This is a genomic window from Streptomyces incanus (genome assembly GCF_042656345.1).
In the GTDB taxonomy this organism is placed as follows: domain Bacteria; phylum Actinomycetota; class Actinomycetes; order Streptomycetales; family Streptomycetaceae; genus Streptomyces; species Streptomyces incanus.
In genome coordinates, this window is record NZ_JBHSPC010000166.1 from 59,875 (window position 1) to 76,686 (window position 16,812).

Sequence of the window (16,812 nt, forward strand, 5' to 3'; positions counted from 1 at the left end):
GGGGGCGGGGGCGGGGGCGGGGGCGGGCATGGGCTCCGGTGCGGTGAACTGTGGCGGGACGGCCGGGGCCGTGGCCGAACTCCCGCTCCCCGCCTGGCCGGAGGCGGTACGCGCGGCACGGTCGGCGGCGGCCTTCCCGGCCCCGAACCCGGGACGCCCGGACGACCCGGACGAACCGGAACCGGAGGAGGCCGCGCCGGAACCCTGGCGCGGGCGGACGGCGCCGAAGGTCATGGTGCCCTCGTCCGCGATCGCACGATCGGAGACCGCGGCGGGCGCGGCGGGCACGGCGGACTCAGAGGCTCCGGTGGAACCGCTGTCCACGCTCGGTGACTTGGCCGTCGGCGGGCGGAACACGAACGGGTCGCCCGCGGGCGCCGCACCGGCATCCGCACCGCCCGTGCCGGTGGACTCGCCGCCCGCCGGGCCGGACGCGTGCGCCACTCTCGGGTCCGCTCCCCAGGAGACCCGGCGGTCCTGGTCGCCGCCGAAGCCGGACTGGCGGGAGCGGTCGGCACCCCATGCCGAGGCGGGCTCGGGCCGGCTGCCGTGCTGCGAGTCGGCCGGCGAGGGGGACGGGGAAAAGGGAGAGGACGGGGACGGGTACGGGGACGGGGACGGGTAGGGGGACGGGGACAGGTCGGGGGAGGAGGACGATGGTGACGGTGAGGGTCCGTCGACCGGGTCCTCGTCGAAGAAGTACGGGCCGGTCTCCTCTACGGTGGGCACCGCCGGGGCGGAACCGGAGGAGCCGGCACCGGCGGACGCCGACGGCGCGAGCGGCGCGCCGCCGCCCTCCGGTGCCGGACGGCTGGTGCCCGGTACCCAGGCGGCACCGTTCCAGTACCGGACGTATCCGGGAACGGACGGGTCCGGGTAAAAGCCTTCGCGCGGCGTGTCGTCGCCGGGGGCCGGGGTTGGGGCGCTCATGTCCGTCGTCCCGTATCTGCTCGCGGGTGGGTCGGGGGCACCACATTTATCAGACGGGCGCAAGAACCAGGGCCCGTCCAGCCGGACGCACTCCTTTCGGGCACCGATGTGGTACCGCGAAAAACCTTTCGCGAACCCGCGTCATGCTCCCGGCCCTTCTCCCTCTCTCCTCTGACGGCCCCTTGCGGGCACCTGTACGAGAGTTCACGAGGGAGAGGACCTGCGTCATGGGCATCGTGGTGGAGCGCGAAGTGGAACTGCGGCTCATCCTGTCGCCGGAGCGGGACGTCCCGGTGTCGGCCCGGCTCGGCTACCGCACCGACGACCCCTACGCCGTGCACATCACCTTCCACATCGACTCCGGGCAGCCGGTGCGCTGGATGTTCGCCCGCGAGCTGCTGATCGAAGGTGTGTTCCGGCCGTGCGGGCACGGCGATGTGCGGGTGTGGCCGTCGAAGACGGAGGGGCGCGGCGTCGTCCTGGTGGCGCTGAACTCGCCCGAGGGGGGCGCCCTGCTGGAGGCACCGGCGGCGCAGGTGTCGTCGTGGCTGGAGCGGACGCTGCGGGTGGTGCCGCCGGGCAGCGAGAGCGAGCAGCTCGGGCTGGACGACGGGCTGGCCGAGCTGCTCGCCCCGTGACGGCGCGGGGCGCGCGGGAGGGCGGCGGGTCAGAAGAGCTTGCCCGGGTTCAGGAGGTTCAGCGGGTCGAAGACCTGTTTGACGGCCCGCTGCATCTCCACGCCCACCGGGCCGATCTCCCGGGCCAGCCATTCCTTCTTCAGTACGCCGACGCCGTGCTCGCCGGTGATGGTGCCGCCGAGTTCCAGGCCGAGGGCCATGATCTCGTCGAAGGACTCGCGGGCCCGGCGCGACTCGTCGGGGTCCTGGGTGTCGAAGCAGACGGTCGGGTGGGTGTTGCCGTCGCCCGCGTGGGCGACGACACCGATGGTGAGCCGGTACTTCTCGGCGATCCGCTCGACGCCGTCGATGAGTTCGCCGAGCCGGGAGCGGGGCACGCACACGTCGTCGATCATCGTGGTGCCCTTGACCGCCTCCAGGGCGACCAGGGACAGGCGGCGGGCCTGGAGAAGCAGTTCGGACTCGGCGGCGTCCTCGGCCGGTACGACCTGGGTGGCGCCGGCCGCCTCGCACAGCGCGCCGAGGGCGGTGAGGTCGGCGGCGGGGTCGGTGGTGTCGAACGCCGCGAGCAGCAGGGCCTCGGTGCTCTCCGGGAGTCCCATCCGGGCCATGTCGTTGACGGCTTTGACCGTCGTACGGTCCATGAGCTCGAGGAGCGAGGGGACGTGCCCGCAGGCCATGATGCGGCACACGGCGTCGCAGGCGGCGGCGCCGGAGGCGAACTCGGCGGCCAGCACCAGCTGCTCGGGGGGTTTGGGCCGCAGGGCGAGGGTCGCGCGCACGACGACGCCGAGGGAGCCCTCGGAGCCGACGAACAGGCGGGTCAGGTCGTATCCGGCGACGCCCTTGGCGGTGCGGCGGCCGGTGGACATCAGGCGGCCGTCGGCGAGGACCACGTCGAGGCCGAGCACGTACTCGGCGGTGACGCCGTACTTCACGCAGCACAGCCCGCCGGAGGCGGTGCCGATGTTGCCGCCGATGGTGCAGGTCTCCCAGCTGGAGGGGTCGGGCGGGTAGGAGAGGCCGTGTTCGCCGACGGCGCGGGAGAGGGCGGCGTTGACGACGCCGGGTTCGACGACGGCGACCCGGTCCACGGGGTTGATCTCCAGGATGGCGTCCATCCTGGTCAGGGAGAGCACGACGCATCCGTCGGTCGCGTTGGCGGCGCCGGACAGGCCGGTGCGGGCGCCCTGCGGGACGACGGGGACGCGCAGGGCGGTGGCGGTGCGCATGACGTGCTGCACCTGTTCGACCGTGCGGGGCAGGACGACCACCGCCGGGGCGCCGGCCGGGCAGAAGCTCGCCATGTCGTTGGCGTAGGAGGCCGTGATGTCGGGGTCGGTGAGCACGGCCTCGGGGGGCAGGCCGTCGAGCAGCCGGCCGACGAGAGGGCCGACCGCCACCGTGTCTTCATCGCGTCGCGCTTCGATACGGCTCACGATCACAGCGTGACACCCGGGGCCATCGGTGTGAACCCCGCGTACGTCACCCGGTCGTAAGCCGTCGTGAACCGGGGTGTGGTTCGTCGTATCGGCGGATGGTGTGACGCACAGTGTGCGCCATGGACGACAAGCCACAGGAGACCGGGGGCGGGGACGAGACCCGCCGGCAGGACGAGACCCGGGGGCGGGTGGGCCGTGGGCGCCGGGTGCGGTTCGGTTCGGCCGCCGCCGGATGTGCCGTGCTCGGCGGGGTGCTGGTGCTGCTGCCGTGGGGGCGCGGGCCGGACGGGCCACCGGAGCGGGCGCCCGGGGCGCGGGCGCAGGCGCAGGCACCCGGGGCGCGGGCGCAGGCGGCGTTGGCCGGTGGGGTGCCGGCGTCGCTGCCCGGTCTGGAGGTGCTGGTCGAGGAGCGGGAGCGGCATCTGAAGGAGCATCCGAAGGACGCGGAGTCCTGGGCGGTGCTCGGGGCGGCCCGGCTGGAGCAGGGGCGGCGGCTGGCGGACCCCGCACGGTACTCGCGGGCCGAGCAGGCGCTGCGCACCTCGCTGAAGGTGCGGCCGCGGGGCAACGCCGCGGCGCTGCGCGGGCTGGCGGCGCTGGCGAACGCGCGCCGCGACCATCCCGGTGCCGTGGAGTGGGGCGAGCGGGCACTGAAGCTGGAGCCGAAGCGGTGGACGACGTATCCCCCGCTGGTCGAGGCGTACGCCGGACTCGGTGACGGCGAGGCGGCCGAAAAGATGCTGGACCGGCTGAAGGCGTTGCGGTCGGGTCCGGCCGTGATGGCACGGGCGGCGGCCGTGTACCGGGACAAGGGCCGGCGGGAGGACGCGGCGGCCCAGCTCGCCGACGCCGCCGCGGCGGCCGGGGAACCGGCCGAGCGGGCGTCGTACCTGGAACAGGCCGGGCAGCTGGCCTGGGAGCGCGGCGACCGGGAGGACGCCCTGCGGCACTTCCAGGAGGCGGTGCGCACCGACCCGGACCAGCGGGCGGCGCAGGCGGGGCAGGGCAGGGCGCTGGCCGCGCTCGGCCGGATCCCGGAGGCGCTCGGCGCCTACCGGGCGGCGCTGGCCCGGCAGCCGCTGCCGGAGTACGCGCTGGAACTGGGCGAGCTGTACGAGTCCCTGGGACTGCGGCAGGCCGCCCGGGTCCACTACGACCTGCTGCGCTCCCGGGTACGCGAGGCCGCCGTCCACAGGGCCGACGGGGATCTGGTCCTCGGCCGGTTCGAGGCGGACCACGGGGACCCTCGGGCCGCGGTGCGGCGGCTGCGGACGGAGTGGGAGCGGCAGCCGTCGCCGGCGGTGGCCGACGCGTTGGGCTGGGCGCTGCACCGGTCGGGACGGTCCGAGGAGGCGCTGGAGTTCGCGGTGCGGGCGACGGAGGGGACGCACGGCGGCGGGGTGCGCAGCGCGCTGCACGCCTTCCACCGGGGCATGATCGAGCTCGAGCGGAGCCGGGAGCTCGGGGGAGGGCCCGCGCGGCGGCATCTGCGGGAGGCCCTGCGGATCAACCCGTACTTCTCCCCGCTCCAGGTGCCCCGGGCGAAGGCGGCACTGGAACGGCTGGGCGAACCACCGGTCGGGGACGGGCCGCCGGACTGGTCGTGAGGAGAGCCGGCAAGAACCGGACGCGGGGTGGCCACGGCAAGAACCAGACGCGGGGTGGTGCCCGCGTCCGGCCCCCGCCGGCATCGGTCCCGCCGTCATCCGGTCACAGGTTGCCGCGGCGTTCCTGCTCCCGCTCGATGGCCTCGAAGAGGGCCTTGAAGTTTCCCTTGCCGAAGCCCATGGAGCCGTGCCGCTCGATGATCTCGAAGAACACGGTCGGCCGGTCCTGGACCGGCTTGGTGAAGATCTGCAGCAGGTAGCCGTCCTCGTCCCGGTCGACGAGGATCTTCAGCTCGCGCAGGGTGTCGACCGGCACCCGGGTCTCGCCGGCCCACTCGCCGAGGGTGTCGTAGTACGAGTCCGGGGTGTCCAGGAACCGCACGCCGGCCGCGCGCATCCGGCGGACCGCCTGCACGATGTCGTTGGTGTTGAGCGCGATGTGCTGGACGCCGGCACCGCCGTAGAACTCCAGGTACTCGTCGATCTGGGATTTCTTCTTGGCGACGGCGGGCTCGTTGATCGGGAACTTGACCTTGAGCGTGCCGTCGGCGACCACCTTCGACATCAGCGCGCTGTACTCGGTGGCGATGTCGTCGCCCACGAACTCCTTCATGTTCGTGAAGCCCATGACCCTGTTGTAGAACGCGACCCACTCGTTCATCCGGCCGAGTTCGACGTTGCCGACGCAGTGGTCGATGGCCTGGAAGAACCGCTGGGCGGGCGGTTCGACGATCGGCTCGGCGGCGACGAAGCCGGGCAGGTAGGGCCCGTCGTAGCCGGTGCGCTCGACGAGGGTGTGCCGGGTCTCGCCGTACGTGGCGATCGCGGCGAGGACGACGGTGCCGTGCTCGTCCTTCAGCTCGTACGGCTCGGCGAGCGGGCGTGCGCCGTGCTCGACGGCGTAGGCGAACGCGGCGCGCGCGTCCGGGACCTCGATGGCGAGGTCGACGACGCCGTCGCCGTGGGCGGCCACGTGCTCGGCGAGGAAGGCGCCCTGTTCGGTGGACTGCTTGATCACCGAGGTGAGGACGAAGCGGGCGGAGCCGCTCTCCAGGACGTAACTCGCGGTCTCGCGGCTGCCGTTCTCCGGTCCGCAGTAGGCGACCAGCTTCATGCCGAAGGCGGTGGAGTAGTAGTGCGCCGCCTGCTTGGCGTTGCCCACGGCGAAGACGACCGCGTCCATTCCCTTGACCGGGAAGGGATCGGCCTGCCGGGCGGTCGCGTCGGGAGCGTGGTGTGTGGTCTGCGTCATAGTCGCAGGGTGGTCCAGCTCTGCAAGGTGCGCAATAGTTCGCTCGTTCACTGGGCATGGTGTCCAGTGACCTGCCGCGATCGGCGGGCTGTCTGTACAGGATGACCAGAAGCGGAGGCCGGCATGGCGATCGATCGGCTGGACGGCCGGATCATCCTGCTCCTCGCACGGGAGCCGCGGATCGGGGTGCTGGAGATGTCCCGGCGGCTGGGGGTGGCGCGGGGGACGGTGCAGGCGCGGCTGGACCGTCTTCAGTCGAACGGAGTCATCCGCGGCTTCGGCCCCCAGGTGGATCCGGCGGCCCTCGGCTACCCGGTCACGGCGTTCGCGACGCTGGAGATCCGGCAGGGTCAAGGGGCGGATGTCCGGGCGCACTTGGCGACCGTGCCGGAGGTCCTGGAACTGCACACCACGACCGGCAGCGGGGACATGCTGTGCCGGCTCGTGGCCCGCTCCAACGCCGATCTCCAACGGGTGATCGACCGTGTCGTCGGTTTTGATGGCATCGTCCGGGCCGCCACGGCGATCGTGATGGAGAACCCCGTTCCGCTGCGGATCATCCCGCTGGTGGAGCAGGCCGCGCTTCTCGACCCGCCGGGCGGGGACCCGGACGGAGCGGACTGAGCCGGACCGACCGGACGGGCGTGGCCGAGCTGGGGTGAGCGGACGTGGACTTCTGGGAGTACCTGGGCAACCGCCACCAGCAGCTGCTCATCGACACGTACCAGCACGCGAGCGTGGTGTTCCAGTGCATGGTGGCGGCGACCGTGATCGGCGTGCTGATCGGGGTGGCGACGTACCGCAGCGACTGGGCGGGCGGCTTGGCCACGACCACCACCTCGACCCTGCTGACCATCCCGTCGCTGGCCATGATCGGTCTGCTGATCCCGATCGTGGGGCTCGGGGTGCCGCCGACGGTGATCGCGCTGACGCTGTACGGGCTGCTGCCGATCGTGCGGAACTCGATCGTCGGCCTGCGCGGGGTCGACCCCGCGCTGGTGGACGCGGCCACCGGCATCGGCATGTCGCGGACGGCCCGGCTGACCCGGGTGGAGCTGCCGCTGGCCTGGCCACCGATCCTCACCGGGATCCGGGTCTCCACGCAGATGCTGATGGGCATCGCCGCCGTCGCCGCGTACGCCTCCGGTCCCGGCCTCGGCAACCTGATCTTCCGCGGGATCGCCTCGCTGGGCAGCAGCAACGCGCTCAACCAGGTGCTCGCGGGCACCCTCCTGATCATCCTCCTCGCGCTGCTGTTCGACGCCGGGTACGTCCTGATCGGGCGGCTGACCATCTCCAGGGGGATCCGTGCCTGAGTCACCCGCTTCGGGGACGCCCGGCGCACTCGACGCATCCGACGACGCCATCGGATCCGCCGGATCCGCCGGAACCACCGGACCCACCGGACCCGGCGGAACCGGCGGAACCACCGGCGCGACCATCGAGCTGGAGGGCCTCACCAAGCGGTATCCGGGCAGTCCGCAGCCGGCCGTCGACAACGTCAGCATGGAGATCCGGGCGGGCGAGACGGTCATCCTCGTCGGCCCGTCGGGCTGCGGGAAGTCGACCACACTGAAGATGATCAACCGGTTGATCGAGCCGAGCGGCGGCCGGATCCGCATCGGCGACGAGGACGTCACCGACATGGACCCGGTGAAGCTGCGCCGCCAGGTCGGGTACGCGATCCAGTCCAGCGGGCTGTTCCCGCACATGACGGTGGCCCAGAACATCGCGCTGGTGCCGAAGATGCTGCGCTGGCCGGCGGCCCGGGTGCGGGCGCGGGTGGAGGAGATGCTGGACCTGGTCGGCCTGGACCCGGGCGAGTTCCACGGCCGCTATCCGCGCCGGCTCTCCGGCGGGCAGCAGCAGCGGGTGGGCGTGGCGCGGGCGCTGGCGGCGGACCCGCCGGTGCTGCTGATGGACGAGCCGTTCGGGGCGGTGGACCCCATCACCCGCGACCATCTCCAGGACGAGTTGATCCGGCTGCAGCACGAGTTGCACAAGACGATCGTCTTCGTCACCCACGACTTCGACGAGGCGATCAAGCTGGGCGACCGGATCGCGGTGCTGCGGGAACGCTCGCACATCGCCCAGTTCGACACCCCGGAGGCGATCCTGACCAACCCGGCGGACGACTTCGTCTCGGGTTTCGTCGGCGCCGGGGCCGCGCTGAAGCGGCTGAACCTCACGCGCGTACGGGACGTGGAGATCACCGACTATCCGACGGTGACCGTCGACGACCCGCTCCAGGAGATCTTCGACCTGCTCCGCTCCAGCGGCTCCAACGAGATCCTGCTGCTCGACCGGCGCCGCCGCCCCTACAAGTGGCTCCGGCGCGGCGACCTGATGCGGGCCAAGGGCTCGCTGGCCCGCGCGGGCACCCTCGTGCACGACACGGTGACCCGGGACGCCACCCTGCGGGACGCGTTGGAGGCGGTGCTCACCGACAGCTCGGGACGGGTCGCGGTCACCGGCGGGCGCGGCGCCTACGAGGGCGTCGTCGACGTGGAGACGCTGATGAACTCCGTGCACGGGCTGCTGGAGGCCGACCGGCTGGAGGCGATGGAGGCCCAGCACGAACTGGAGGGGCAGCGGGCCGGCCTGACGCACGCCGAACAGGAGGGCTCGGACGGGGAGGGGGACCGGTGAGCCCCTCCCCGCAGCGGCGGCCCCCCGGCGAGCACGAGGCCGGAGGGCTCGCCTTCCGCGACGACGGCGAGGGCCGGGAGGAGGACGACGGCGGGGACGGGCCCACGAGCGGGCCGGCCGGGTCCGCGTCCCCGGTGGCGAACGCGTCCCGGGTGACGTGGCGGAAGCTGACGTTCCTGCCCGTGGTACTGATCGTCCTGCTGCTCGCGACCTGGCTGTGGTTCACCCGGGCCGACCTGGACGCGCTGTCCCGGAACGCGCTCTCCGACGGGCAGGTGTCCAAGGCGCTGTGGCAGCACATCGAACTGACCCTGATCTCGACCTTCTTCGTGCTGATCATCGCGATCCCGCTGGGGATCCTGCTGACCCGGCCGGCCTTGCGCAGGGCTGCCCCGGTCGTGACGGCGTTCGCCAACATGGGCCAGGCGACGCCCGCGATCGGTCTGCTCGCGCTGCTGGTGATCTGGCTCGGCATCGGCCGCAGGGCCGCCCTCATCGGCATCATCGCCTACGCCGTGCTGCCGGTGCTCTCCAACACCATCGCGGGCCTGCGGGCCAACGACCCGACCCTGCTGGAGGCGGCGCGCGGCATCGGCATGTCCCCACTGGGCGTACTGGCCCGCGTGGAACTGCCCCTGGCCGTCCCGCTCGTCCTCGCCGGGGTGCGTACGGCCCTGGTCCTGAACGTCGGCACGGCCACCCTGGCGACCTTCGGCGGGGGCGGCGGTCTGGGCGTACTGATCACCACCGGGATCACCAGCCAGCGGATGCCGGTGCTGATGCTGGGCGCGATCCTCACGGTCGCCCTGGCCCTGCTGGTGGACTGGCTGGCCTCACTGGCCGAACTGCTGCTGCGGCCGCGAGGGCTGGAGGCGGGCACGTGAGGCGGCGCGGGTGTCCGCTGCTCGCCGGCGTGCTGCTGGCGGGGGTCTCCTCCTGCGGGCTGACCAGCGGCTCCCCCATGGTCGACGACGTGGAACCGGGTTCGATCGGGCGGGGGAAGCCGCTCGAGGGCGCGAACCTCACCGTCACCTCCAAGGAGTTCACCGAACAGCTGATCCTGGGCGCGATCATGGGCATCGCCTTCCAGGCGGCCGGCGCCCAGGTGATCGACCGCACCGGTATCCAGGGCTCCGTCGGCGCCCGGGAGGCGGTCGTCAAGGGGGACGCGGACGCCTCGTACGAGTACACCGGCACGGCGTGGATCACGTACCAGGGCAACAGCAAGCCCCTCCCCGACCCGCGCAAGCAGTGGGAGGCGGTGCGCGAGGCCGACCTGGGGAACGGGGTGACCTGGCTGGAGCCGTCGGCGCTGAACAACACCTATGCCCTGGCCATGAACCAGGCGAACCACAAGAAGTACGGCACGCGGACGCTGTCGGAGGTGGCCGCGCTGGCGAAGTCCGACCCGTCGGCGGTGACCCTGTGCGTGGAGGGCGAGTTCGCCAACCGGACGGACGGGCTGCGGGGCATGGAGAAGGCGTACGGCATGAACGTGGCCGCGGGGAACATCACGCAGATGGACACCGGGATCATCTACACCCAGACGGCCAAGGGCGCCTGCACCTACGGCGAGGTCTTCACCACCGACGGCCGGATCAAGTCCATGAACCTGGTGGTGATGGAGGACGACAGGAAGTTCTTCCCCAACTACAACGCGGCGCCGATGGTCAACACCGGCACCCTGAAGAAGTGGCCGGCGATCCCCGAGGTCCTCGACCCGGTCACCGCGAAGCTGGACAACGAGGTGGCGCGGACCCTGAACGGCAAGGTGGACGTGGAGGGCGAGGACCCCCACCAGGTGGCGCTGGACTGGATGGTGAACGAGGGGTTCGTCGGGAAACGCTGAGCCTGCGGGCCGCGGTCAGCAGCTCGGGACCTTGCCCGCGCCCTTCTCCAGGTCGACCAGGGCGTCGACGGTGCTCTCGAGGGTGGTGACCGGGATCAGGCGCAGGCCGTGGGGGAGCTCCGCCTGCGCCTCGGCGCACTCGGCCTCGGGGACCAGGAAGACGGTGGCGCCGTCCCGCCGGGCGGCCTGCGTCTTCAGCGGCACTCCGCCCACGGCGCCGACCCTGCCCTCGGCGTCGATCGTCCCCGTACCGGCGATGATCCGGCCGCCGGTGAGGTCGCCGCCGCTGTCGTCGCCGTTCAGCTTGTCGACGATGCCGAGGGAGAAGAGCAGGCCGGCGCTGGGGCCTCCGACGTTGGCGAGCTTCAGGTCGACCTTGATGCCCTTGCCGTCCAGGTCCAGGTACCCCAGCGCGGCCCGGGTCGCCTCGTCCTGCGACTGGCGCATCTGCTCCTCGTTGTACCGCTCGATCTCCTTGACGTTGCCCCCGCTGGGGTAGACCGAGTCGCGGGGCATGACCGCCTGATCGGTGCCGAACCAGGCGTCGAGGACGTTCGGGAGGCCCACCCGGGTGTCGGGGGAGGTCGCCTCGATCGTCGTCATCCGCAGCTGACCGGTGGTCTCGCGGGTCTTCGCGCCGGAGATGGTGATGACCTGCGTGCCCTTGTTCTCGCCGAGCACGTCGGCCGTCAGCCCCGGCTGCGCCACCGAGAACGGCAGCGGCGCGAACACCGCCGTGGCCAGCAGGGCGACGACGGGAGCGGCACAGACGGCCAGGGTCTGGGGACGCGTGAGGCGAGAGAGCACGGGATCAATCTAACGTGAACCCTCCCCCAGCCGGAGCAGGGGGATTCCTGGCTCAGGAAGCCCCACAGGCCGGCGACCTGCGAGGTCCTACTCCCTCGACACCGGCCGGGACGGAACCTGCCCGGTTTGTCAAGCAAAGCTCGGGTGTGCCGCCTTGGTTCCCGATCGACACGGTGTGCGCTTCACCCGATCACGTGGGCACCTTCGGCGCGTTGTCCCCGCGACCGCCGGCCCAGCGCGCCCGGCCGTCAGCGCAGCGCCTCCGCGACCTCTCGGGCCGCGTCCATGACGCGGGGGCCGACCCGTTCGGGAACCACGTCGGCCAGCATCACCACGCCGACGCTGCCCTCGATGCCGGTGACCCCGATCAGGGGCGCCGCCGCTCCGCACGCGCCGGCTTCCAGTTCGCCGTGGGTGAGGGTGTATCCGGGGTCGCGCGGCCGCTGCCGGGCCGCGATGATCGCCCGGCCGGCGGCGCCCCGTTCCAGCGGATGCCGGAACCCGGCCCGGTAGGCCACGTGGTAGTCCGTCCACGACGGTTCCACCACGGCGACGGCCAGCGCTTCGGCCCCGTCCACCAGCGTCAGGTGCGCGGTCGCGCCGATGTCCTCCGCCAGCGACCGCAGGGCCGGCATCGCGGCCTCGCGTACGAGCGGATGCACCTGGCGGCCCAGCCGCAGCACCCCGAGTCCGACCCGGGCCCGTCCGCCGAGGTCACGGCGTACGAGCCCGTGCTGTTCCAGCGTGGCGAGCAACCGGTACACGACGGTCCGGTTCACGCCCAGCCTGTGGGAAAGTTCGGTGACGGTCAGACCGTGGTCCGTGTCGGCCAGCAGTTTGAGGACCCGTAGTCCCCGGTCGAGCGTCTGAGAGGTCTCCGCGGTCACGACGCCCACTCCTTCGTGGTCAGGTCGGCGGCCCTCTCACGGCGTATGCGTCACCGAGTCCCGTCGGCGGCGCACTCCAGAGGCCGCCGATCGGCCGGCGGCCCGGCTGTGTCCCGGGCGCAGTCGCTTCACGGCTGCGCTCCGCGGCGGCGCTGCCACGGGGCGTGTGCGTAGCGGGACAGTAGCGAGCCGGTCCGGTCAGCGGAAGGCTCCGTCCAGAATCCGGGCACCTCTGCCCACAAAGTGACACTGTTTGCCCACATATGCATGAGCCCTGGCGTCTTTCGGTTGGATCAGGTCGGGCCAGGGAGCGGGGCCCGGGAGCGGGAGCGGGGCCGCCCGGTGCAGGTCGGGCTCACCGCATGCGGGTGGCCCACTCCTGCACCTTGGCGATCCGCTGGCGCAGCTGTCCCGGTGTGGCCTCGGCGGCGGGCGGGCCGCCGCAGACGCGGCGCAGCTCGGTGTGGATGACGCCGTGCGGTTTGCCGCTCTGGTGCACGTAGGCGCCGACCATGTTGTTGAGCTGCCGGCGCAGTTCCATCATCTCCTTGTGGGAGACCACGGGGCGCCGCTCGGCGGGCAGTTCGAGCAGGTCGGCCTCGCTGTCCGGCTTCTTGCGGCTGTGCGCGATCTGCCGGGCCTGCCGCTTCTGCAGCAGCATCTCCACCTGGTCGGGTTCGAGGAGCCCCGGGATGCCCAGGTAGTCCTGCTCCTCCTCGCTGCCGGGGTGGGCCTGCATGCCGAAGTCGGCGCCGTTGTAGGTGACCCGGTCGAAGACGGCGTCGGACTCCAGCGCCTCGAAGGGCAGCATGTCCTCGCCGGTGTCCTCGTCCTCCTGCCGGTTCGCCTCGTCCATCTCCTTCTCGGACTCGGCGTACGGGTCCTCCTCGCCCTCCTTCTTGGGCTTGTCGAGGACGTGGTCGCGCTCGCGCTCCATCTCGTTGGCGAAGGTGAGCAGGTTCGGAATGGTCGGCAGGAACACGGACGCGGTCTCGCCGCGCCGCCTCGACCGCACGAAACGGCCGACGGCCTGGGCGAAGAACAGCGGGGTGGAGATGGTGGTCGCGTACACGCCGACGGCCAGGCGCGGGACGTCGACACCCTCGGACACCATGCGGACGGCGACCATCCACCGGTCGTCGCCGCCGCTGAAGTCGTCGATCCGTTTCGAGGCGCCGGTGTCGTCGGACAGGACGACGGTGGGCTTGCTGCCGGTGATCTCGCGGATCAGTTTGGCGTAGGCGCGGGCGGAGTCCTGGTCGGTGGCGATGACGAGGGCCCCGGCGTCCGGGACGGACTTCCTGACCTCGGTCAGCCGCTGGTCCGCGGCGCGCAGCACGGACGGCATCCACTCGCCGCGCGGGTCCAGGGCGGTGCGCCAGGCCTGGCTGATCGCGTCCTTGGTCATGGGCTCGCCGAGGCGGGCCTCGATCTCGTCGCCGGCCTTGGTGCGCCAGCGCATGTTGCCGCTGTAGGAGAGGAAGATGACGGGGCGGACGACGCCGTCGGCGAGCGCGGAGCCGTATCCGTAGGTGTAGTCGGCGGCCGACCGGCGGATGCCGTCGTCGCCCTCCTCGTACGCCACGAACGGGATGGGGTTGGTGTCGGACCGGAACGGCGTACCGGTCAGCGCGAGCCTGCGGGTGGCCGGCTCGAACGCCTCCAGGCAGGCCTCGCCCCAGGACTTGCTGTCACCGGCGTGGTGGATCTCGTCGAGGATGACGAGGGTCTTGCGCTGCTCGGACCGGTTGCGGTGCAGCATGGGGCGCACGCCGACACCGGCGTAGGTGACGGCGACCCCGTGGTAGTCCTTGCCGACCGGGCCCGCGCTGTACTCGGGGTCCAGCTTGATCCCGATCCGGGCGGCGGCCTCGGCCCACTGCTTCTTCAGATGCTCGGTGGGCGCGACGACGGTCACCTGCTGCACGACGTGGTGGTGCAGCAGCCAGGAGGCCAGCGTCAGCGCGAAGGTGGTCTTGCCGGCGCCGGGGGTGGCGACCGCCAGGAAGTCGCGCGGCTGCGTCTGGAGGTACCTCTCCATCGCCCCCTGCTGCCAGGCCCGGAGCTTGCCGGCGGTGCCCCAGGGGGCGCGGCCGGGGAAGGCGGGGGACAGGTGGTGCGAGGCGGAAGCGGCGGTGGTAGTCACGGTCTCCGTTGTGGGGACGGGGGCGGGTTCGGACGGCTCGGCCGCGCCGGGCACCCGGCCGCGAGGACGGCCGACCGCACCCGGCGGTCGGCGTACGGCAACCGGGCCACCCTATCGATGGCCCGGAGGTGTCGGCGCCCGGACGATGCCGGGGCGGCCGGGGATGGGACCGAGGTCACATCGCCCTACTCGGCCAAGTTCCTCAGCGCCTCGGAGATGGCCTTGACCTCATCCATGCTGCCGGTCGCCACGGCGATGACCAGGCGCTCGGCCGCGTCGATGTCGGGACGCAACTGCACCTCGTTCATCGCCAGGAAGACGACGCAGGACACCCAGGCCGTGCGCTTGTTCCCGTCGACGAAAGGGTGGTTGATGGTCAGGGACTGCAGGAGCGCGGCCGCCTTGTCGAACAGGTCGGCATAGGCCTCCTGGCCGAACATGGAGGCCGAGGGCCGGTGCACGGCCGACTCCAGCAGACCCACGTCGCGTACGGCGATGTCCTGATCGTCGACGGCGCCCTCGGCGATGGCCAGGACGTCCTCGGCCGACAGATAGACGTACGTCACTTGAGCCGCTCCAGCAGTTCGGCCCACTTGGCGGTCTGCTCCTTGGCCGCCTTGCGCACCAGCGTCTCGTGAGCCGTCCGGGCCAGATAGTCGTCCACGGCCTTCAGCAGTATGGCGTGCATGCTGACCCCCTCTTCCTCGGCGCGCAGCTTGAGAGCTTCCTTCTGGTCGTCGCGGAGACGCAGGTTCGTAGCCATACCAAAACGGTACCACCACATGGGGCCAAAGTAGTACCACTCACATGGAAGGGGCCCGCAGCCGCGTCGTCACCCACACCCCCGCCAGCGCGACCGCCGCCATCGGCAGGAACACGGCGGCGAAGGCGGCCGGGTGGGAGCCGGAGGCCTGCGTGGCCCCGTGGGCGACCGTGCCGCCGCCGAGGGCCGCGAAGGCCGCTCCGCCGGCGGCCAGCAGGAGGACGTTGGAGAGGCCGTCGGAGATCTGGAGGGCGGCGGAGTTGGTGCCCGCCTCCTCGGGGGCGGAGAGCTGGAGCAGCAGGACGCTGGTGGAGGAGATCACCAGGCCCATCCCGAGGCAGCCGAACGCCCAGGCGACGGCCAGGGCCCAGGCGGGGACCGCCTGGATCAGCACGCTCGGGGCCGCCGCGATGGCCCCCGCCACCAGGAGCATCCCGAGGGTCGTCAGCCGCTCCCGGTGCGGTTCCAGGCGGGGCCGCGACTGGATCCAGGAACCCAGCGCCCAGGTGACGCCGCCCGCCGCGAGGGAGAACCCGGCGAGCGTCGGACTGAGGCCGCGCTGGGTGACCAGCATCAGCGGGACGAAGGACTCGGCGGCGATGAAGGATCCCGCGGCGACGCCGCGCAGCAGCACCACCGAGGGCAGGCCGCGCGCCGCCCGCCAGGTGCCGCGCGGGAGCAGTCCCAGCACCGCGGGCACCAGCAGCGCCGTGCCCGCCGCGCCGGGCAGCAGGGAGAGCCAGCGCAGGTCCTGGGCGGCGTACTGGAGCAGCGCGGCGCCGAAGGAGATCGCGAGGGCGAGGCGGATGCGGCGACCGCCGAAGGAGGCCGGTGCGTCCGCGCCGTCGCCCGCCGGGCCGGACGCCCGGCGGCGTATCTGCGGGAGGGCGAGGGCGAGGGGGAACGCGACGAGGACCGGGATGCCGAGGAACACCCACCGCCAGCCGATGTGTTCGGTCACCGCTCCGGAGGCGAGCGGGCCGACGATCGACGGCACCACCCAGCTCGCCGCGAACGCGGCCATGATCGCCGGGCGCAGCCGCTCCGGGTAGGCCCGGCCGACGACGACGTACAGCGCGACGATCACCATCCCGCCGCCGAGGCCCTGCACGGCCCGCCCCAGGATGAACAGCCACATCGAGCCCGCCGTCCCGCCCAGCAGCAGCCCCGCGGCGAAGGCGGCGATGCCCGTGGTCAGCGGCGCGAGCGGCCCGCGCCGGTCCGACCACTGGCCGGAGAGCACCATCGCGAACAGGCTGGTCGTGAAGAACGCCGAGAACGCGAACGCGTACAGCGACACCCCGTCCAGCTCGCGCGCCGCGACCGGCATGGCCGTGCCCACCGCCGTCGCCTCGAAGGCGATCAGCAGCACCACGGAGACGATGCCGATGCTCAACGCCCGGTAGGGGCCGCTCAGCACGCCGTCGTCCCGCTCGCCGCCGGGGGCGGGGGGCAGGGACGGAGCGGTGGGCCCGGGTGGGGCGTCGGAGGTCTTGGCGACAGCCGTGTCGCGCGGGTTCGGGGCGGCCATGAGCGCCAGAGTAAGGGCCACGGGGCGCTTTGACGCCTGTCGGGGGTCGGACCGGCACCGGGACCTTGGTCGTACGCCCCCGCCCGCCCGCCCCTGCGTTCATGAACGGCGTGTGGCAGTCCCGTTGCACCGCACCGGAATACCTTGAGCGCCACTCCCGCCCCGCCGTACGGTCGGCGTACCGAGTTCGCGGCGGCGGGGTGGCGAAGACCACACCTCGTCCCCGGTCTTGGCCGTGTGCCCGAGTGGCTCAGGGATTCGCCTGCAAAGCGAATAACGCGGGTTCGATTCCCGCCACGGCCTCCGGTACG

Annotated in this window: 15 protein-coding genes, 1 tRNA gene and 1 pseudogene (1 of these 17 only partly in view); 8 read left to right on the forward strand and 9 right to left on the reverse strand. The window is 72.3% G+C overall.

What is annotated here, in order from left to right:
• Window positions 1-930: pseudogene (locus ACFP2V_RS37625) on the reverse strand (RDD family protein); it reaches 671 nt to the left of the window's first position.
• A 227-nt stretch (window positions 931-1,157) separates the two neighbouring features.
• Between ACFP2V_RS37625 and ACFP2V_RS37630 the strand changes: the two are divergent.
• Window positions 1,158-1,568, forward strand: coding sequence for an SsgA family sporulation/cell division regulator (locus ACFP2V_RS37630; protein ID WP_381220893.1), 411 nt, complete (start codon window positions 1,158-1,160; stop codon window positions 1,566-1,568).
• Window positions 1,569-1,597: 29 nt separating this feature from the next.
• Here ACFP2V_RS37630 and ACFP2V_RS37635 read toward each other — a convergent pair whose 3' ends face one another.
• Entirely contained in the window at window positions 1,598-3,013 is a 1,416-nt protein-coding gene (locus tag ACFP2V_RS37635; RefSeq protein ID WP_381220895.1) for an FAD-binding oxidoreductase, read from the reverse strand.
• Between the two features lie 116 nt (window positions 3,014-3,129).
• Here ACFP2V_RS37635 and ACFP2V_RS37640 point away from each other — a divergent pair, with 116 nt between their 5' ends.
• Window positions 3,130-4,617 (forward strand): tetratricopeptide repeat protein, encoded by a 1,488-nt coding sequence (locus ACFP2V_RS37640; protein WP_381220898.1) that lies wholly within the window; start codon window positions 3,130-3,132, stop codon window positions 4,615-4,617.
• Window positions 4,618-4,720: 103 nt separating this feature from the next.
• Here the strand turns inward: ACFP2V_RS37640 and hppD are convergent, their stop codons facing one another.
• Window positions 4,721-5,869 (reverse strand): 4-hydroxyphenylpyruvate dioxygenase, encoded by a 1,149-nt coding sequence (gene hppD, locus ACFP2V_RS37645; RefSeq protein ID WP_381220901.1) that lies wholly within the window; start codon window positions 5,867-5,869, stop codon window positions 4,721-4,723.
• A gap of 123 nt (window positions 5,870-5,992) precedes the next feature.
• Here hppD and ACFP2V_RS37650 point away from each other — a divergent pair, with 123 nt between their 5' ends.
• From ACFP2V_RS37650 to ACFP2V_RS37670, 5 genes are all read left to right on the forward strand, one after another.
• The gene (locus tag ACFP2V_RS37650) at window positions 5,993-6,493 is read left to right on the forward strand and encodes an Lrp/AsnC family transcriptional regulator (protein ID WP_381220904.1); all 501 of its coding nucleotides are present in this window, start codon (window positions 5,993-5,995) and stop codon (window positions 6,491-6,493) included.
• Window positions 6,494-6,537: 44 nt separating this feature from the next.
• Entirely contained in the window at window positions 6,538-7,185 is a 648-nt protein-coding gene (locus tag ACFP2V_RS37655) for an ABC transporter permease (RefSeq protein WP_381220907.1), read from the forward strand.
• 124 nt (window positions 7,186-7,309) lie between these two features.
• Window positions 7,310-8,518: an ABC transporter ATP-binding protein gene (locus ACFP2V_RS37660; protein WP_381220976.1), complete on the forward strand. Its 1,209-nt coding sequence runs from the start codon at window positions 7,310-7,312 to the stop codon at window positions 8,516-8,518.
• Window positions 8,515-9,402: an ABC transporter permease gene (locus tag ACFP2V_RS37665; protein WP_381220910.1), complete on the forward strand. Its 888-nt coding sequence runs from the start codon at window positions 8,515-8,517 to the stop codon at window positions 9,400-9,402. The genes ACFP2V_RS37660 and ACFP2V_RS37665 overlap by 4 nt, the downstream gene beginning before the upstream one ends.
• Complete coding sequence (locus ACFP2V_RS37670; RefSeq protein ID WP_381220913.1) at window positions 9,399-10,367, forward strand: glycine betaine ABC transporter substrate-binding protein; 969 nt, start codon at window positions 9,399-9,401, stop codon at window positions 10,365-10,367. The genes ACFP2V_RS37665 and ACFP2V_RS37670 overlap by 4 nt, the downstream gene beginning before the upstream one ends.
• Before the next feature lie 15 nt (window positions 10,368-10,382).
• Here the strand turns inward: ACFP2V_RS37670 and ACFP2V_RS37675 are convergent, their stop codons facing one another.
• The 6 genes from ACFP2V_RS37675 to ACFP2V_RS37700 all read right to left on the reverse strand — a co-directional run bounded on the left by ACFP2V_RS37675 (window position 10,383) and on the right by ACFP2V_RS37700 (window position 16,501).
• On the reverse strand, window positions 10,383-11,174 hold the full coding sequence (locus ACFP2V_RS37675) for a S16 family serine protease (protein WP_381220916.1): 792 nt from the start codon (window positions 11,172-11,174) through the stop codon (window positions 10,383-10,385).
• 248 nt (window positions 11,175-11,422) lie between these two features.
• Window positions 11,423-12,061 (reverse strand): IclR family transcriptional regulator, encoded by a 639-nt coding sequence (locus tag ACFP2V_RS37680; protein ID WP_381220919.1) that lies wholly within the window; start codon window positions 12,059-12,061, stop codon window positions 11,423-11,425.
• Window positions 12,062-12,416: 355 nt separating this feature from the next.
• A complete protein-coding gene (locus ACFP2V_RS37685; protein ID WP_381220922.1) occupies window positions 12,417-14,207 on the reverse strand; it encodes a DEAD/DEAH box helicase in 1,791 nt (596 codons plus the stop codon).
• A gap of 185 nt (window positions 14,208-14,392) precedes the next feature.
• Window positions 14,393-14,773, reverse strand: coding sequence for a type II toxin-antitoxin system death-on-curing family toxin (locus ACFP2V_RS37690; protein ID WP_381220925.1), 381 nt, complete (start codon window positions 14,771-14,773; stop codon window positions 14,393-14,395).
• A complete protein-coding gene (locus tag ACFP2V_RS37695; RefSeq protein ID WP_381220928.1) occupies window positions 14,770-14,970 on the reverse strand; it encodes a CopG family transcriptional regulator in 201 nt (66 codons plus the stop codon). The genes ACFP2V_RS37690 and ACFP2V_RS37695 overlap by 4 nt, the downstream gene beginning before the upstream one ends.
• Window positions 14,971-15,010: 40 nt before the next feature.
• Window positions 15,011-16,501 (reverse strand): MFS transporter, encoded by a 1,491-nt coding sequence (locus tag ACFP2V_RS37700; protein ID WP_381220931.1) that lies wholly within the window; start codon window positions 16,499-16,501, stop codon window positions 15,011-15,013.
• Between the two features lie 231 nt (window positions 16,502-16,732).
• Between ACFP2V_RS37700 and ACFP2V_RS37705 the strand changes: the two genes are divergently transcribed.
• Window positions 16,733-16,804: transfer RNA gene (locus ACFP2V_RS37705), tRNA-Cys, on the forward strand.
• The last annotated feature ends 8 nt before the right edge of the window (window positions 16,805-16,812 follow it).

Excerpts from the sequence above, each read along its gene's own strand:
- ACFP2V_RS37630 (WP_381220893.1), top strand. The coding sequence starts at position 1,158 with ATGGGCATCGTGGTGGAGCGCGAAGTGGAACTGCGGCTCATCCTGTCG.
- ACFP2V_RS37640 (WP_381220898.1), top strand. The coding sequence starts at position 3,130 with ATGGACGACAAGCCACAGGAGACCGGGGGCGGGGACGAGACCCGCCGG.
- hppD (WP_381220901.1), bottom strand. The coding sequence starts at position 5,869 with ATGACGCAGACCACACACCACGCTCCCGACGCGACCGCCCGGCAGGCC.
- ACFP2V_RS37650 (WP_381220904.1), top strand. The coding sequence starts at position 5,993 with ATGGCGATCGATCGGCTGGACGGCCGGATCATCCTGCTCCTCGCACGG.
- ACFP2V_RS37695 (WP_381220928.1), bottom strand. The coding sequence starts at position 14,970 with ATGGCTACGAACCTGCGTCTCCGCGACGACCAGAAGGAAGCTCTCAAG.
- ACFP2V_RS37700 (WP_381220931.1), bottom strand. The coding sequence starts at position 16,501 with ATGGCCGCCCCGAACCCGCGCGACACGGCTGTCGCCAAGACCTCCGAC.